Origin of the sequence: Aeromonas veronii, assembly GCF_040215105.1 — a bacterium.
In the GTDB taxonomy this organism is placed as follows: domain Bacteria; phylum Pseudomonadota; class Gammaproteobacteria; order Enterobacterales; family Aeromonadaceae; genus Aeromonas; species Aeromonas veronii_G.
Map to the genome: position 1 here is coordinate 4,332,517 of NZ_CP157875.1, position 16,290 is coordinate 4,348,806.

Consider the following 16,290-nt stretch of genomic DNA (forward strand, 5'->3'; position numbering starts at 1 on the left):
GCATACTGTACTGCCGATCACGCTTCTGGCTCTGCCTCCTGCTGCCGCAGACCGGCGCCTCCCAGTTCACTCAGCAGCAGATCCAGCAGGGCTGGCGGGCGCTCCCCGTGCCAGGCCAGCGCCGTGGTGACCACCTGCACCTCCCCCGCCAGGGGGCGGATCACCACGTTGGCCGGGGCGCTCTTGTGCAGGGTCTCCGGCACCAGGGCCACCCCCTGGCCGCAGCCGACGAAGGCAACCTGTGAGGCCACGGTGCGCGCCTCGTGCAGCACCCGGGGGGCGAACCCCGCCTCGTGGCAGCAGGCCATCAGGGTATCGAAATAAGCCGGGTTGAGGGCCCGGGGGAACAACACGAACGGCTCCTCCGCCAGGGCGGCGAGGGGCACCGCCGCGTCCTGCGCCAACGGATGGGTGGCAGGCAGCGCCACCGCCAGCCGATCCTGCTTCAGGGGGCGCCCCCTGATGCTCCCCTCGTCCCGCCCGGCCAGCCGCACCAGCGCCAGATCCAGTTCGCCGCTCTCCAGCGCCGGGATGGCATCGGCGCTGTCTATCTCCCGCACCGAGACGGTGACGCCGGGGTGGCTCAGCTTGAGCCGCTCGATCACCGCCGGCAGTTCATCCAGCATGGCGGAGGTGATGGCCCCGATGGTCAGCAATCCCACCTGACCCGATGCTGCCTCCCGCACCGCCAGCTCCAGATGCTCCAGCTGATCCGCCAGCCGCCGCACCGCGGGCAGGATGGCCTGCCCCGCAGGGGTGAGCTGCACGCCCTTGGGGGTGCGATCGAACAGCTTCACCCGCAGGGCGTGCTCCAGCACCTTGATCTGCTCGGTCAGGGGCGGCTGGGTCATGCCGAGACGGCGGGCGGCGCGGCCGAAATGGCGCTCCTCGGCCACCGCCAGAAACAGCCAGAGATGGCGGACGAGTCGGAAGTTGATCATGGTCGATAGCCTGTTCGAATCGGGTCGTTACTTTCTTTGGATTTTACGTATAGGTGGCGCCTCACAACAATGGCGATCACCTCTCGCAACGCGGCACAGGAAGCGCAGTGCAACTCTACCTCATGTTTCTCACCCTGGCGGGGCTCACCATACTGAGCCCGGGCCCCAGCACCCTCAAGTCCCTCACCAATGCCCTCAACCACGGCCTGGGGGCGGCCCTGGTCGGCATGCTTGGCCTCACCTGCGGGGTGCTCGGGGTGGCCATCCTCTCCGCCACCAGCCTGGGCGTGCTCATCGCCACCTCCCCCACCGCCTTCCAGTGGGTGCGCTACGGCGGCGTACTCTACCTGGCCTGGCTCGGGGTGAAGTTGTGGCGCAGCGTCCCCCGCCCCCTCGGTGAGGTGCCACCGACCGCCCGTCGCCATCTGTTTCTGGAGGGGGTCATGCTGCAATTCACGAATCCCAATGCGCTGATCTTCTTCCTATCCATACTGCCCCAGTTTATCGACCACCAGCGGGCCTATCTGCCACAGTTTGTGCTACTGGTTTCCAGTTTCTGTCTGCTGATGATGGGGGTCCACGGCGGCTACATCCTCTCGGCCCGCAAGGCGCGGCGCTGGCTGCAGGGGGGCGGCGGGCGCTGGATCAACCGCATCAGCGCCCTCGCCTTCCTGCTGCTCGCCCTGGTGCTGCTGCGGGGCTGACCGCACCCGCCATCCCGGGTTGCGCGCACCGGGTCGACGCAGCGTGACCGCGGCGTCAAACGGTCCGGTGCGCGATGCCTGCTATTGGCCGAGGTAGCGCTCGCTCTCCTCGAAGAACTCCGCAAGGGCCCACCACATCAGCACCGGGTTCGAATACATGGGGAAGTGGCCACAGCGAGGGATCTCGGTCAGCCTGACTCCGGCCTGCGACAGCGCCCCGAGATAAGAGAGATGGGCGTTCTGTTCCCCGTACATGAAGTGCCGGGGGCACGGCAGGGCGAGGAACTTGCCGAGCAGATCCCCCTCATCGCTGTGCTGCACCATGGAGCGGAAGATGGGCCGCACCGCCCCGCTACGCACCTTGTGCTGCAGGCTGGCGGCGTAAAGGGCGCTCGCCATGTCCCGGCCGTGGCGGGTGCGCGCGATGAAGTCGGCGAAGAAGGCCTCGTCACTCTCTGCCGGATGGGCGTGCACCTGGCGGCTCAGGAAGCAATCCTCCGGTGCCAGGTTGCCCTCGATGCTGGTGAGGCTGAGCACCCGCTCGGGATGGCGATGGGCCAGCAGCAGGGCAGTCAGCCCGCCCATGGAGTGACCCACCAGATGGAAGCGCTCGAACCCCTTGCTCTCTGTCATCCGCACAGCAATCTGCACCAGCAGATCCAGATCGATGCGGGCCGGGACGTCGATGGTGGAGGCGCCACAGCCCGGTGCATCCCAGGCGAGGAAGGGTCTCTCCTCGAAATCGGGATGGTGGACGAGATCGGCGTAATCCTCCTTGGTGGAGCCGAAACCGTGCAGGAAGACGACGGGGGCGCGCAGGCCGGGGCGGCCGATGGCGGCGATCTCGAGCCGCGCCTCCCCCAGTTGCAGGGGTTGGGTCCATTCGGTGAAGCGGGGGGACATGGGATCTCCTGTGAGTGAGCCGGATGGCGGCCCCCGATTATGGCCAGCCCGGCCCGCCCGGTGAATTTTGATCAGCGTATCGGCACCATTCGCTCAGGCTATGGGGATGGGGCCATTGATTCGATTGGCCAGGGTGTCATGCCCCGAATGATGCCACCCCCCTCTGTTTCGCCCATGAAAAAGGCCGCCAGATGGCGGCCTAATGGCGTTCGGGACGGCGCTACTTCACCCTGGCGATGGCGGTGTTGAGCCGCAGGTTGATGGCGTCGAGGCCCGGGGTCTGGCCATGGAAGTCGAAGGCCAGCTCCACCCCCTTGCGAAACACCAGACAGTGGGTCGAGCCGCCGAAGTGGAACATGCCGAGCTGATCCCCCTTCTTCACCCTGTCCCCCGCCTTCACCGTGATGTCGCAGCTCGACACCTCGGCCATGCCCACCGGCACCACGCACATCAGGCCTATTCTGGGGTTGTCCGCCTCGATGAAGATCAGCGCCCGGGTTGCCACCGAGGTGAGGAAGGGCTGGGAGTTGTTGGGGGCGCTGGGATCGGCCCCGTCCGCGTCGAGGAAGCCCTCGTACTGGTTTTCCAGGTAGTAGGTGCCGTTGACGATGCGCACCTTGCGGATGGTGCCGCTCACCGGGCTGTGCCAGCGGTGATAGCTCAAGGCACTGAGGAAGGCCTGGTAGACGGTACCGCCGTCGAACAGGGGCGCGGTGTCATCAAAGTCGAGCATGTTGTCCAGGGAATAGGGCTGCCCCTTGAGCCAGAAGCGATCGCTGCGGCTCACCCCGGTCTTGACCTGCAGCGGTGCCGACTCGCAGGCATTGACGATGACGCCGTCATCCCCGGGAGAGGAGACCGGCCGTACGCCGGGACGGAAGGTGCGGGTGAAAAAATCATCCCAGCAGCCGAAGCCATGGTACGGCTCCGCCGGATGGCACTGGAAGATGGCATCAAAACGGGCCGGGGTCGGATTGCTGCCCTCCCCCCGGGCCGAACCGGCCACCTTCACCATCTCGGCCTGCGCCACCTCTCCGAGCCAGGGGACGATCAGGGTCTCCTTGTCCAGCCGGCTGACCGGCTCGGTCAGCACGTAGCGGGAGGCCGGGCTCTGCAGAAACTGCGACCAGTAGCCGAGGATCTTCTTGAACTGCTGGTTGACCAGGGTGTTGGCAAAGAACAGGTAGCCGGAGCGGGTGGCCATGGGCCAATCCAGCAGGGCATTGATGGGGAAGCCGATGAGACCGGAGGGCTCCTGGCTCGGGATGTCCTGATAGGCTTCCGGGGCCGTGGTCATGATGCCGTTGAGCAGGACCAGAAATTCGTCGAAATCTTTCAGCGCAATCTGCCCGAGAGGGGTCAGATGCTCGTGGCGCCAGGCCTCCTTGAACATGGCATCTGCCTGGGCGTGCAGCAGGGGATCGGATTTCACCAGATCCTGCAACTGGGCGATGGGGGCCACCAGCGGCCGCGGTTGCTGCGCCACATATGCCTGCAACCGCTTGATCCAGCGATCGATGTGGTGCTGATCCTGTGGCACCCAGCCACCGGGGCGGGACTTGTTCAAGCGGGTTTCAACGGCCTTGTTCATGATGACTCTCCTCGCGATGTCCTCAATGCCAGCTAGGGCTGGCGCATCCATGCAGGCGACCGACTCAGACAGGATCATGGTGCCGAGTGGCGCAGCCCATGTGGTGTAGCACAGGGGGCAAGAGCACACGACTGCCAGAAACGACATGGCAGGAAAGCGCGACTGGGACTAGCGCAGGAGCATGCAGACAAGAAATTGAAAAATAACGGGTATTTTTTCTGGATCGAGCGAGCAGGACAGAAGAGGCAAGGCACTGGCCACAGAAAAGTGGCGGGACGGAAATGCGAAAGGCCAGCTCAATGAGCTGGCCTTTCTGAAAAATGGCAGGGGCGGCAGGACTCGAACCCGCAACCATCGGTTTTGGAGACCGCTGTTCTACCAATTGGAACTACGCCCCTGCAACAAACGAGGCGAATTATACAAAGCCGGGATCAAAGGTAAAGGCTTTTTTCGCACTTTCGATGCGATTGCGCAAATCACGAGCAGATGCCGTCGATTTTGGCAGCCTCGGGGGGTAACTCGCTGTATTTACAGCCTTGTCAGGGTAGGAAAGCCACCAAAATGGAGGTAGGGTGGGATCAAGGGCTAGGCAAGAGGAGAGTGCTCATGCTCAATTACCGCTTACTTCAACAACTTGCACCGCTCAACTTCAGGGACGAGAGCAAAACCGAGCCCTTGCCCGACTATCTGGCACGGGTCGGCCCCGCGGTCCCCTTCATTCCCCCCAATGTGCTGAGCCAGTGGATTTACCGTCATTGGCGCGGTTTCGAGTCCAACTGGAGCTTTATCGATCTCGCCAGCCACGACTTCCAGTGCGAACACTGGCTCACGGCGCGCATCCTGGCCGACATCGATTCCCGCCACATGGAAGTGATCGAGCGCTGGGGAGAGCTGCTGCGCCACAATCGCTACGTGCGCCGCTCCTGGCTCGGGGAGAAGATGCTGACCCTGGGCACCTGGACCGAGCCCATCATAGTGCTGGATCCCGCCCTCGTCGCAAGCTCCCCGGATGGCCAGCCCCTGCCCGGCCCCTACTGCCTGCTGGAGGGGCACCACAGACTCGGCTATCTGCGCAGCATGGCGCAGGATGGGCTGCCGTTGCAGGATGAGCACCAGGTCTGGGTTTGCCGACCCGTTCGCGCCAGTTAAACGTTTTTTTGTCGAAAAAATGCCTCAGAAATAAATTTTTGACAATTCAAAAACCGACTCTATAATCGTTGCGGTTTTGAAAAAGGTCAGGACAGGACGATGCCGTTTTTAATGAAAAAAGCAGCCTTGCAGACGAGTGGAACGCACCAGAGCGGCCCCGTTGTTTCCGGTTCCCGACCCACAGATCCCCAATTGTTTTTAAAAAGAGCCCCTGTTTCAGGGGCTTTTTTTTGTGCCCGAAAAACCTTCATTGATGCCAAAGGGAATGCAGACGATGACCAATCCACTCTATAACAAACACGTCATCTCCATCTCGGATCTGACCCGGTCCGACATGGAACTGGTGGTCGCCACCGCACAGCGGTTGAAGGCCGAACCCGACACCCGCCTGCTGAAAGACAAGCTGGTCGCCAGCTGCTTCTTCGAAGCCTCCACCCGCACCCGCCTCTCCTTCGAGACCGCGGTACAGCGCCTCGGCGGCAACATCATCGGCTTCGCCGACGGGGGCAACACCAGCGCCAAGAAGGGGGAGACCCTGGCGGACTCCATCAAGATCATCGGCTCCTACTCCGATGCCGTGGTGATGCGTCATCCGAAGGAAGGGGCGGCCCGCCTCGCCTCCGAGTTCTCCCGGGTGCCCGTCATCAACGGCGGCGACGGCTCCAACCAGCATCCGACCCAGACCCTGCTGGACCTCTTCTCCATCCATGAGACCCAAGGCAAGCTGGACGGCCTCAACGTCGCCTTCGTCGGCGACCTGAAATACGGCCGCACCGTGCACTCCCTGGCCCAGGCCCTCAGCCTGTTCAACTGCCGCTTCTTCTTCATCTCGCCGGAAGCGCTGGCGATGCCGGACTACCTGTGCGAGGAGCTGGAAGAGAAGGGCATCCAGTTCAGCGTGCACGAGACCATGGAAGAGGTGATGCCGGAGCTCGACATCCTCTACATGACCCGGGTCCAGAAGGAGCGCTTCGACGAGACCGAGTACAAGCACATGGCCGCCAAGTTCGTGCTGGAATTGGCCACCCTGGAAGGGGCCAAGCCGACCATGAAGATCCTGCATCCCCTGCCCCGCGTCGACGAGATCGAAGTCGCGGTCGACAAGACGCCCCACGCCTACTACTTCCAGCAGGCGGAGAACGGGGTCTATGCGCGCCAGGCACTGCTGGCACTGGTACTGAACGAAACCGTCTAAGGGAAAGGGGAACATCATGTCCGAGAAGAACCAACTGCAAGTCGAAGCCATCCGTCAGGGCTCCGTCATCGACCACATCCCCGCCGGCCAGGGCATCAAGATCCTCAAGCTGTTCCAGCTGATCGAGACCCAGGAGCGCATCACCGTCGGTTTCAACCTCAAATCCGGCGCCCTCGGCAAGAAGGATCTCATCAAGATCGAGCACACCCGGCTGACCGAACAGCAGGCCAACCAGCTGGCCCTGTTCGCCCCCAAGGCGACCGTCAACATCATCGAAGACTTCGTGGTGGTGAAGAAGCATCAGCTGGCGCTGCCGGAGTTCATCACCGGGGTGTTCCACTGCCCGAACTCCAACTGCATCTCCCACAACGAGCCGGTGGACAGCTACTTCCGGGTACGCGAGGTGAAGGGCGCGGTGCGCATGAAGTGCAAATACTGCGAAAAATCCTTCACCCAGGACATCGTCAGCGAACGTTACTAATAGCCAAGCGGGCCCCACGGGGCCCATTTTTGACCCCTGTCACATCACTTATTCCCCCTTTGGTTATAATTTGCCATCCCATAACGGCTAAACGCCGCTCATTCGCTGCCCGATTCTTTTTCAACAGCATTTTTTGCTAGCAAACGGACATAAGGTAGTGGTGAAGCCTAGCCTCCGGTCATCATCAAAGGACATCCCCGTGGTCAAGACCCTCAGCCGTCCCGTCGAAATCGAGTCCGACCAGGCCCAGCTGGACGCCTGTCGCCAGATCATCGGCCAGCACTGCTACAGCACCCAGGAGGAGATCCGCCGCGAGCTGGCCGACCGGGGCTTCGCCGACATCAGCCAGTCCACCATCTCCCGCCTGCTGCGCCGCCTCGGCGTGGCCAAGGCCCAGAATGCCAACGGCAAGAAGGTCTACACCCTAGTGGACGAGCAGCTGGAACCCGCCGGCAGCACCCGCTCCATCCACGACATGGTGCGCGGCGTGGTTCACAACCAGCAGATGGTGCTGGTCCACACCACCCCGGGGGCTGCCACCGTGGTGGCTCGCCTGCTGGATCGCAACGCCGATCCCGAGATCCTGGGAGCCGTGGCCGGCAACGACGTGGTGCTGGTCGCCCCCCGCCACATCAGCCGCACCCGCCAGGCCCACGCCGCCGTGGTGCGCACCCTGGCCCAGGCCCGCTAAGTTTTTCTCCTCCCATGCAAATAACAAAGGCGACCCCGGGGTCGCCTTTGTTATGCCCGCTCGCGCCGTCTCTCGCTTGCCGCCCCTCTCCCTCAACCGCACGCCTGCCGGCTTTCGAACCGACTCTCCGGCCGGCATGACCTTCCCCAGCCGCAATAAAAAAACGGGAGCCAGTGGCTCCCGTTGTTTAGCGTATGTCCCATCAGGCCAACATGGCACCCAGGCTCAGGCAGACCACGATCAGCACGGTCAGGATGCCGAGCAGCGGGGCTACCCACTTCAGCCAGCGCACATAGGGCACCTTGGCAATTGCCAGGCCACCCATGACCACGGCAGAGGTCGGGGTCACCAGGTTCACCAGGCCGGAGGCAGACTGGTAGGCCGTCACTACCAGCTCGCGACCCACGTTGGCGAAGTCGGCGAGCGGCGCCATGATCGGCATGGTCAGCACCGCCAGACCGGAGGAGGACGGCACCAGGAAGGAGAGCACCACTTCCAGCACAAACATCACGTTGATGAACACCACGGTGGAGAGGCCGGTCACGATGCCTTCCGCACTGTGCAAGATGGTGTGGGTGATCATGCCGTTGTCCATCACCACCACGATACCGCGGGCGATACCGATGATGAGGGCCACGCCGAGCAGGTCACGGGCACCGTCGATGAAGTTGGAGGTCAGCTCCTCCTCGCTCATGCGGGAGATCACGCCGACGATGATGGCGGCAGCCAGGAAGACGCCGGAGATCTGCGCCATCCACCAACCGAGCACGGCCACCCCGTAGATCATCACGGCGAAGGCGGCGACGAAGATGCCCAGCACGATCTTGCGGGTCAGGGTGAACTCCAGCATCTCGTCGCTGCGGTTGCCGAGGAAGTGGACACGGTTCTCTTCCCATTTGTCAGCCACCAGGGACTTGCTCGGATCGTTGCGCACCATCTTGGCGTAGCGCATCACATAGGCCACACACAGCAGCCAGCCGGCCACCAGCATGGCGACACGCAGCCAGATGCCGTCGGTGAAGGAGATGCCCGCCGCGTTGGCGGCAATCACAGTGGCGAAGGGGTTGATGGTGGAGCCCAGGGTGCCGATACCAGCGCCCAGCAGCACAGTGGCGGCGGCGACCACGGGGTCAAAACGGGCGGCCATCATCACCGGCACCAGCAGGGTGTAGAACGGCAGGGACTCTTCCGCCATGCCGTAGATGGTGCCCCCTGCGGCGAACAGCGCCATCAGGATGGGGATCATCCACTCCTCGCGGCCACGCAGACGATCGGTGACGCGCTCGATACCGGCATCGATGGCACCCGTCTTGGTCACTATGCCAAGGAAGCCACCGATGATCAGGATGAAGAGGGAGACGTCGATGGCGCCAGCCTCATAGGTATCGTGGTTGTAGAGGCCGTCGATGGGTGCCAGCAGCACGTCGACGATCCCCTGGGGATTGGCATCCACCAGCTTGTAGGTACCGGCCACCGGTACTTCCTTGCCGAGGGACTCATTCATGGTCATGTCATATTTGCCCGCCGGGACTATCCAGCTCAGGGCGGCCACCAGGGCGATCAGCACAAACAGTATCGTGTAGGCTGACGGGAACTTGAATTTGGTCATGGTCCAGCTTCCTTCTGTGGGTGTGGTATCCATGCAATCTGCGGGTGTAGGGTTAGAGGTATTGTGCCGCTGTCACATGGTCGAAAAGCCGGGGGTCACCCCCCGGCACCACTACTGCGACCTTAGTCGCCCAGCGTAGCAACCATCACTGCCTTGATGGTGTGCATCCGGTTTTCGGCCTCGTCGAATACGATGCTGTGTTCGGATTCGAACACGTCCTCGGTCACTTCCAGACCCTTCATGCCGTATTTGTCGGCCACTTCCTTGCCCATGGTGGTCTCGTCGTTGTGGAACGCCGGCAGGCAGTGCATGAACTTCACATCCGGGTTCTTGGTGGTGTTGATGACGTCCATGTTGACCTGATAGGGGGTCATCAGTTTGACGCGCTGATCCCAGGCTTCTTTCGCTTCACCCATGGAGACCCAGACGTCGGTGTAGAGGAAGTCGGCACCCAGCACGCCCTCTTTCACGTCTTCGGTCAGGTGGATGCGGGCACCGGTCTCTTCGGCGATCTGGCGGCACTGGGCGACCAGCTCTTCTTCCGGCCAGAAGGCCTTGGGCGCAACCAGACGGATGTCCATGCCCATCTTGGCGGCACCGACCATCAGGGAGTTGCCCATGTTGTTGCGAGCGTCACCCAGGTAGGCGAACTTGATCTGGTCCAGACGCTTGCCCTTGCCGTGCTCCAGCATGGTCATGAAGTCGGCCAGGATCTGGGTCGGGTGGAATTCGTTGGTCAGGCCGTTCCAGACCGGCACACCGGCATGGGCACCCAGCTCTTCCACGATCTCCTGACCGAAGCCACGGTACTCGATGCCGTCATACATGCGACCGAGGACGCGGGCGGTATCCTTCATGGACTCCTTGTGACCAATCTGGGAACCGCTTGGGCCGAGGTAGGAGACTTGTGCCCCCTGGTCGAAGGCCGCGACTTCAAACGCGCAACGGGTGCGGGTGGAGGTCTTCTCGAAGATCAGGGCGATGTTCTTGCCGGTGAGGTGCTTGCGCTCATAGCCACCGTATTTGGCCTTCTTCAGGTCGATGGCGAGATCGATCATGTATTGGATTTCGCGCGGGGTGAAGTCCAGCAGTTTCAGGAAGTTACGGTTACGCAGATTAAAAGCCATGATGAGTTCTCTCTATATTTGTTCAGACCAATGTGGGCAGTGTTATTGACTACGCAGTGATTCAACGACTCAGGCATTCACGGTATTGGTGGCGACGATATTGGTGCCGGCTTCGCCCCTCAGGATGGCCAGGCCATCTTCCAGGGAACCGATCCCGACCATGCCGCCGGTCGCCTTGACGAATTCGCAGGACGCTTCGACCTTGGGCCCCATGGAACCGGCATCGAACTTGACGCCAGCCAGCTCGTCCGGGCTGGTGATCCGCAGCGGACGCTGGGTCGGCTTGCCCCAATCCAGGTAGACGGCATCGGCGTCGGTCAGGATCAGCAGGGCGTCGGCCTTGATCTGCTTGGCCAGGTAGGCGGCAGACATGTCCTTGTCGATGACGGCTTCGATGCCGGTCAGGCTCTGGCCATCCCAGGTCACCGGAATGCCACCACCACCGGTACAGATGATGAGATGGCCCTGGGCGATCAGGGTTTCGATGGCGTCGCCTTCGACGATGCGCTGGGGCAGCGGGGACGGCACCACACGGCGGAAGAACTTGCCGTCAGCCTTGACGCTCCACTGCTTCTCGGCAGCCAGGGCACGGGCTTCCGCCTCTTCGTAGACGGGACCGATGAACTTGGTCGGGTTGGCGAAGGCGGGATCCTTGGGATCAACCTGCACCTGGGTCAGCAGCGCGGTGACGTTGCGGCTCGGCATCAGGTTCTTCAGCTCCTGGATCAGCATGTAGCCGATCATGCCCTGGGACTCGGCGCCCAGCACATCCAGGGGATAGGGAGAAACCTTGGTATAGGCACTGTTTTGCAGGGCCAGCAGACCGACTTGCGGGCCGTTGCCGTGCACCAGCACCACGTTGTAATCCTCGGCGATGCGGGCGATGGTCTTGGCAGCGGTGGCGATGTTCTTGCGCTGGATGTCCGCTTCGAGGGGCTCACCGCGGCGGAGCAAGGCATTGCCACCCAGGGCGACGACGACAGTTGGTTTTTTCATGATATTGATCTCGAAAGTGAGTCTGTGTGGCGCCAGCCTCCGCCGGCGCCACGCCGTCGGTTAGATGCCGTCACGTTCCATCGGGCAGCTCATGCAGCGGGCGCCGCCGCGGCCACGTCCCAGCTCTTCACCCGGGATGGGCAGCACAGTGATGCCGGCCTTGTCGTATTTCTCGTTGGTGTAGGTGTTGCGCTCGTAACCCACGACCACGCCAGGACGCACGGTCAGCACGTTGTTGGCGTCATTCCACTGCTCACGCTCGGCCTCGAAGGTGTCGCCGCCGGTGGTGATGAGTTTCAGCTGATCCACACCCAGCGCCTTCTCGATGGCGGTCACGAAGTAGCCTTCTTCCTTGATGTTCATGCCGGTGGCGCCGCCCGGAGTCAGGCTCCAGCAGTTCACATCCTTGCGGATGACTTCCGGATAGACGGAGAAGGTATCTATGTCCATGTGGGTCATGACGGTGTCCAGGTGCATGCAGCTGCGGTGTTTCGGCAGTTGCATGGCGATGACCTGCTTGGCCTGGCCGTGTTTGAACAGGCCGCGAGCCAGATGCTCGACACCCTGCGGTGTGGTGCGCTCGGACATACCGATGAGTACGGCGCCGCGGCCGATGACCAGGACGTCGCCCCCTTCGATGGTGGAGTTGTCGTAGTCACGCTCTTCGTCACCGAAGTACTTGATGAAGTCCTGACCGGCAAACTGCGGGTGCCAGCGGTAGATGGCCTTCACATGGTTGGTTTCACGGCGACGGGCGGCCTTGGCCATGGGGTTGATGGAGACGCCACCGTAGACCCAGCAGGAGGTGTCACGGGTGAAGAGGTGGTTGGGCAGCGGCTCGATGATGAAGTCGGTCGGAGCGTGCATGCCCACGACCATGTTGACGCCGCTGTAGGGCATCTCGGAGTAGGTCAAGCCGCCGGAGAGGATGCGGGCCAGCTCGCGGTGCGGCATGTCAGCCAGGAAGCAGCGCACGTCATTGGCCAGTGCGGTGCCGAGGCGATAATCGGAGACCTGGTTTTGCAGCAGCCAGGCTTTGGCTTCCGGCACATCCAGGGTTTCGGCCAGCAGATTGGTCAGCAGGAAGACTTCGACATTCTGATCGCGCAGCACTTGAGCGAATTTGTCGTGCTCCTGGCCGGCGCGTTCCACGGACAGGACGTCATCGAACAGCAGATCCTGACAGTTGGAAGGGGTCAGACGCTTCAGACTGAGGTTGGGGCGGTGCAGCATGACACGGCGCAATTGGCCAACTTCAGAACCTACATAAAATTTGCTCATGATTATATTCCGTCTAGCAGTGGTCCCTGCGAGTGATTGAATAGATTCCTTCTATTCTGGCTCGTGGCTAAGGCGGGATATTCTTTATGTAGGGTACTCAGCTTGTGTTCTATCCTGCCCTTGCCTTTCGACGCAGAGATTAGGCCTGCAAATCACTGCAAACTTAGACATTGATCACATTCAATCCGAACTGAATAAAACCATGAGTTAATTTTTGATGGAGTTTACATAACTGGCATTTAGCCATTCACCCCATCCGAATCGATAAGCAAAAAACACCTTGTTTATTTCAATTAGAGACCGTTTTCATTCACGTGAAATATCTACAAAGGGAAATGCCAGATAATAAATACAGAACAAAATCAACCAGATAAAAGCAAATTACAGATGAATTGAATTTTCTATGATGAAGAGTGAATGGATCGCCAAAAAAATCCCGCCCGGCCTCCACATAAATAGTCGCTCGCATCACCGAGCCTGCATAATCAGTTTCTTGTCCAAGATCATGGCAATGACGCCAAGCCGCCTTCCCAGTACTCCAAATGACAAGATTCGTCCTATGTCATTTATATGGATATGCATTTTGTTCGCATCCGAACGGTGCTTTTTTCAACCCGATGATGGCGACCCGATTTTAAACTTTTTTCATTAGTTGAATTTATCGTCCCTCCTTGCGGCGTCCCCCACCTCGACTTAACTCAAAAAGTGATTCAGATCACACCGAGTCCTGTCACCAAGGAGATATCCATGAAGATCAAATCGCTGTTTCTGCTCATCGCCCTGGTCCTGCCTGCCACCCCGACTCTGGTCAGCGCCCAGGGCGCTCCCGCCATTCCCCTGGTGGTCTGTCATGTCGGCCAGGCTCCCCAGATGCTGGTACCCGAATATGTGTGCCAATGGCATGGCGGCAGCCAGCACTATTAACCCCTGAGCCCAAGGGGAGGTTTCTTCCTCCTCTTGGCCAGCTCCCCGCGAGCGCCATCATTCCCCGCGTATACCTTCATTCATCCAGACCATCAGAGCTCGCCACAGGCATCGGGGCCAGCGTTTCCCGCTCACCGCCGTTGATGGGCAAGTCTCTGGCCCTCTCCGTGTCACCATTCCTTGCAAGATGGTTTCCTCTCTCGGGAAGGCTAGCCGGGTGCCCTTTGGGAGGAATGGCCTGGTGCTGCGACTCGGGTCAGATGGCTGGCGTTCCGGCTCTCCTTCGCAAACGACTCCGCCATTTGTCAGGTTCCTGAACCCCAGTTAAATGGCGTGTGAGACATTCGCCATTGCATGCGTAAGTCAGACTCCCGACAAGATCCCGCCATAGTCGGAATAACGGATCGAAAAACCTGCCATAAAAAACAATAATTTATTGATAAATAAAGATATAAGTCTTTCTTTGTTTCCTGAGAAACGAGTTGAGTAAAAACGTTTTTCAGCATGCCGTTGTCGTCCCCCGCGAAATCCTTATAGTTACTCCTGCACGGACGCAATGAAGTCGATCAGGACGATTGGCTGCCAGGGTTGGGCAAATGGACTCACCACAGGAAGTGGTAAAGGACACCTCCCAGGACGGAGAAAGTGCGACGGGAATGGATGACTCGTCAGGCCATGATGGCTAAAGGACACCCCAAAGGATTGGGAAGGGGAAACCTAAAGGAAGAGGTATAGTCAGGGATTGCAGGGAGCAACTTCGTTCAAGGACATGAGCGATAAGACTATCGGGGGCGACGCAAGTCGCCCCCATCTTTTTTGCCCGTTTTCTGGTTTTTCCGATATGCCGGCCGGGGCAACCCCGACCAGCCTCTTAATGCCTCACCGATAAAATCTCACTGCCAACGGTCATGGCTGCCGCTCATTGCAGGCGAAAGTGCCCCACTATCTCCCTCAGCCTGTCATAGGTGCGCTGCATGGACGCCGAACTGTCCACCGTCCGCTCGCCGTTACCCTTGAGCTGAGTGATCACCTCGGCAATGGCGCTCATGTTGCGATTGATCTCCTCCGCCACCGCGCTCTGTTCCTCGGCCGCAGTGGCGATATGGCTGATGAGATCGTTGATCTCCACCACCTCTCCCGCCATGGCATCCAGGGAGGCATTCACCTTGTTGGTATTCTGCGCCGCATCCTGACAGCTCTGGCGGGTGTTGCCCATGGCCTCCACCACCGTCTGGGTGCCGCGCTGCAACCGGCTCAGCATGGTCTGGATTTCGGCGGTGCTCTGCTGGGTGCGCCCGGCGAGAGAACGCACCTCGTCTGCCACCACGGCGAAACCGCGACCCTGCTCTCCAGCCCGGGCCGCCTCGATGGCCGCGTTGAGGGCCAGCAGGTTGGTCTGCTCGGCAATACCGCCAATGACCCCGAGGATGGAGCCTATCTGCTGCACATCCTGCTGCATGGCAGCGATGGAGCTGGCGGTGGTCTCGACCTCCGCCACCAGCGCGGTCACGCTGTTCATGGCTCTGTCCACCACCAGTCGTGACTCACTCGCCAGCTGCTGGCTCTGACCGGTCAGCTGGGCCGTGCTGGCCGCACTCTCCGATACCGAGATGGCGGTACGGCTCATCTCGTTGATGGCGGTGACCACCAGTTCCGTCTCGCGCACATGTTCCGCCAGCAACCCCTGGGCCGAGCCCGTCTGCCTGGCGAGATCCGAGATCCCCTCGTTGAGCTGGCCGCTAGCCTTGCTCACCTCTCCCATCATCTCCTGCAGCCGCTCGATGAAGCGGTTGATGCCGGCGGAGATCTGGCCCAGATCGTCCTTGCTGGTGACCGCCAGGCGGCGAGTCAGATCCCCGCTGCCCTGAGAGAGCTCCTGCACCAGATCCCGCAGTGAGAGGATGGGGCGGTAGGCCAGATTGAGCGCCACCACGGAAATAATCAGCACCAGGACTGCCACCCCGAGCAGGGCCATGGTGATCTTGCCGTTGAGGGCCTGGGTCATGGTCTGGATATGGTCCAGATCCACGTAGCCGGTCAGGGTCCACTGACTGCCACGGATATCCAGCGAATTGGGACGCGTCTCACTCTCCCCCTTTGGCTTGCCGTCAAGGAGCACGTTGCCCTGGCTGTCGGTCAGGGAGAAGTAGCGCCCCTCCCCGCTCACCTTCTCAAGCAGGTGCTTGAATTCGCTCATGTCTAGGTAATAGAGGTAGGCCGAATCCGCCCCCCTGGGCACCAGGATGGAGATGACCGGCTTGCCGTCGAGCTGCTCCAGCGGGCTCACGGTGATCTGGTTGTTGGCGGCGGGGATGAGCTTGCGCAGGGCCTCCACCCTGGCGCTGTCGTCAATGACCCCGTTCACGTCGAACGCCATGTCTCCCACCAGCTTGACGATGTTGTGGAAGCCGGTCTCCTGCAGGGCCTTCTTGACGCTGGTGACCCCGAGGTTGAGGTTAGCCGCCAGCAGCACTCGCTGGTTGATGTCTCCCGCCAGCTTCTCCTTGACCAGGGTGATCTGCTCGTTGATGTTCTGGGTGGCCTGGGTGCGGATGTAGTTGCTGATGAAGTGATTGACGCTGAGCCAGGCGGTACCGATGGTGGCCAGGATGGCGAGCAGCAGCAGGACGTTGATTTTGACTTTGAACGGCATGGGATGGATCCCTCCAAATAAAGAGGGCTGGAATTGCTCCAGCCC

14 protein-coding genes and 1 tRNA gene are annotated in these 16,290 nt (G+C 61.0%); 6 read left to right on the forward strand and 9 right to left on the reverse strand.

Features of this window, described 5'->3' with window-relative positions:
* Positions 1–17 precede the first annotated feature (17 nt).
* Positions 18–941: a LysR substrate-binding domain-containing protein gene (locus tag ABNP46_RS20045; RefSeq protein WP_349920173.1), complete on the reverse strand. Its 924-nt coding sequence runs from the start codon at positions 939–941 to the stop codon at positions 18–20.
* A 107-nt stretch (positions 942–1,048) separates the two neighbouring features.
* Here ABNP46_RS20045 and ABNP46_RS20050 point away from each other — a divergent pair, with 107 nt between their 5' ends.
* Positions 1,049–1,645, forward strand: coding sequence for a LysE family translocator (locus ABNP46_RS20050; RefSeq protein ID WP_349920175.1), 597 nt, complete (start codon positions 1,049–1,051; stop codon positions 1,643–1,645).
* Positions 1,646–1,726: 81 nt separating this feature from the next.
* On the opposite strand, the gene ABNP46_RS20055 is transcribed toward ABNP46_RS20050, so the two are convergent.
* The 3 genes from ABNP46_RS20055 to ABNP46_RS20065 all read right to left on the reverse strand — a co-directional run bounded on the left by ABNP46_RS20055 (position 1,727) and on the right by ABNP46_RS20065 (position 4,537).
* Positions 1,727–2,548, reverse strand: coding sequence for an alpha/beta hydrolase (locus ABNP46_RS20055; RefSeq protein ID WP_349920176.1), 822 nt, complete (start codon positions 2,546–2,548; stop codon positions 1,727–1,729).
* A gap of 220 nt (positions 2,549–2,768) precedes the next feature.
* Positions 2,769–4,139, reverse strand: a complete 1,371-nt coding sequence (locus ABNP46_RS20060) for a phosphatidylserine decarboxylase family protein (RefSeq protein WP_349920178.1) — start codon at positions 4,137–4,139, stop codon at positions 2,769–2,771.
* A gap of 321 nt (positions 4,140–4,460) precedes the next feature.
* Positions 4,461–4,537, reverse strand: a tRNA-Trp gene (locus ABNP46_RS20065).
* 208 nt (positions 4,538–4,745) lie between these two features.
* On the opposite strand from ABNP46_RS20065, the gene ABNP46_RS20070 reads away from it, so the two are divergent.
* The 4 genes from ABNP46_RS20070 to ABNP46_RS20085 all read left to right on the forward strand — a co-directional run bounded on the left by ABNP46_RS20070 (position 4,746) and on the right by ABNP46_RS20085 (position 7,655).
* A complete protein-coding gene (locus tag ABNP46_RS20070) occupies positions 4,746–5,288 on the forward strand; it encodes a hypothetical protein (RefSeq protein ID WP_349920179.1) in 543 nt (180 codons plus the stop codon).
* A 274-nt stretch (positions 5,289–5,562) separates the two neighbouring features.
* Positions 5,563–6,483 (forward strand): aspartate carbamoyltransferase, encoded by a 921-nt coding sequence (gene pyrB, locus ABNP46_RS20075; protein ID WP_349920180.1) that lies wholly within the window; start codon positions 5,563–5,565, stop codon positions 6,481–6,483.
* A 16-nt stretch (positions 6,484–6,499) separates the two neighbouring features.
* Entirely contained in the window at positions 6,500–6,964 is a 465-nt protein-coding gene (pyrI, locus tag ABNP46_RS20080; RefSeq protein WP_349920181.1) for an aspartate carbamoyltransferase regulatory subunit, read from the forward strand.
* Between the two features lie 199 nt (positions 6,965–7,163).
* Positions 7,164–7,655 (forward strand): arginine repressor, encoded by a 492-nt coding sequence (locus ABNP46_RS20085; protein WP_349920183.1) that lies wholly within the window; start codon positions 7,164–7,166, stop codon positions 7,653–7,655.
* Positions 7,656–7,857: 202 nt separating this feature from the next.
* Here the strand turns inward: ABNP46_RS20085 and ABNP46_RS20090 are convergent, their stop codons facing one another.
* From ABNP46_RS20090 to arcA, 4 genes are all read right to left on the reverse strand, one after another.
* A complete protein-coding gene (locus tag ABNP46_RS20090) occupies positions 7,858–9,264 on the reverse strand; it encodes a YfcC family protein (protein WP_349920184.1) in 1,407 nt (468 codons plus the stop codon).
* A gap of 122 nt (positions 9,265–9,386) precedes the next feature.
* Positions 9,387–10,391 carry an ornithine carbamoyltransferase gene (gene argF, locus ABNP46_RS20095; RefSeq protein ID WP_349920186.1) on the reverse strand — a complete coding sequence of 335 codons (1,005 nt, stop codon included), beginning with the start codon at positions 10,389–10,391 and terminating at the stop codon, positions 9,387–9,389.
* A gap of 69 nt (positions 10,392–10,460) precedes the next feature.
* Entirely contained in the window at positions 10,461–11,387 is a 927-nt protein-coding gene (locus ABNP46_RS20100) for a carbamate kinase (protein WP_349920187.1), read from the reverse strand.
* A 60-nt stretch (positions 11,388–11,447) separates the two neighbouring features.
* Positions 11,448–12,668 carry an arginine deiminase gene (gene arcA, locus ABNP46_RS20105; protein ID WP_332502980.1) on the reverse strand — a complete coding sequence of 407 codons (1,221 nt, stop codon included), beginning with the start codon at positions 12,666–12,668 and terminating at the stop codon, positions 11,448–11,450.
* Between the two features lie 747 nt (positions 12,669–13,415).
* Here arcA and ABNP46_RS20110 point away from each other — a divergent pair.
* Positions 13,416–13,592 carry a hypothetical protein gene (locus ABNP46_RS20110; RefSeq protein ID WP_349920189.1) on the forward strand — a complete coding sequence of 59 codons (177 nt, stop codon included), beginning with the start codon at positions 13,416–13,418 and terminating at the stop codon, positions 13,590–13,592.
* A gap of 919 nt (positions 13,593–14,511) precedes the next feature.
* Here ABNP46_RS20110 and ABNP46_RS20115 read toward each other — a convergent pair.
* Positions 14,512–16,245, reverse strand: a complete 1,734-nt coding sequence (locus tag ABNP46_RS20115) for a methyl-accepting chemotaxis protein (RefSeq protein WP_349920190.1) — start codon at positions 16,243–16,245, stop codon at positions 14,512–14,514.
* Positions 16,246–16,290 lie beyond the last annotated feature (45 nt).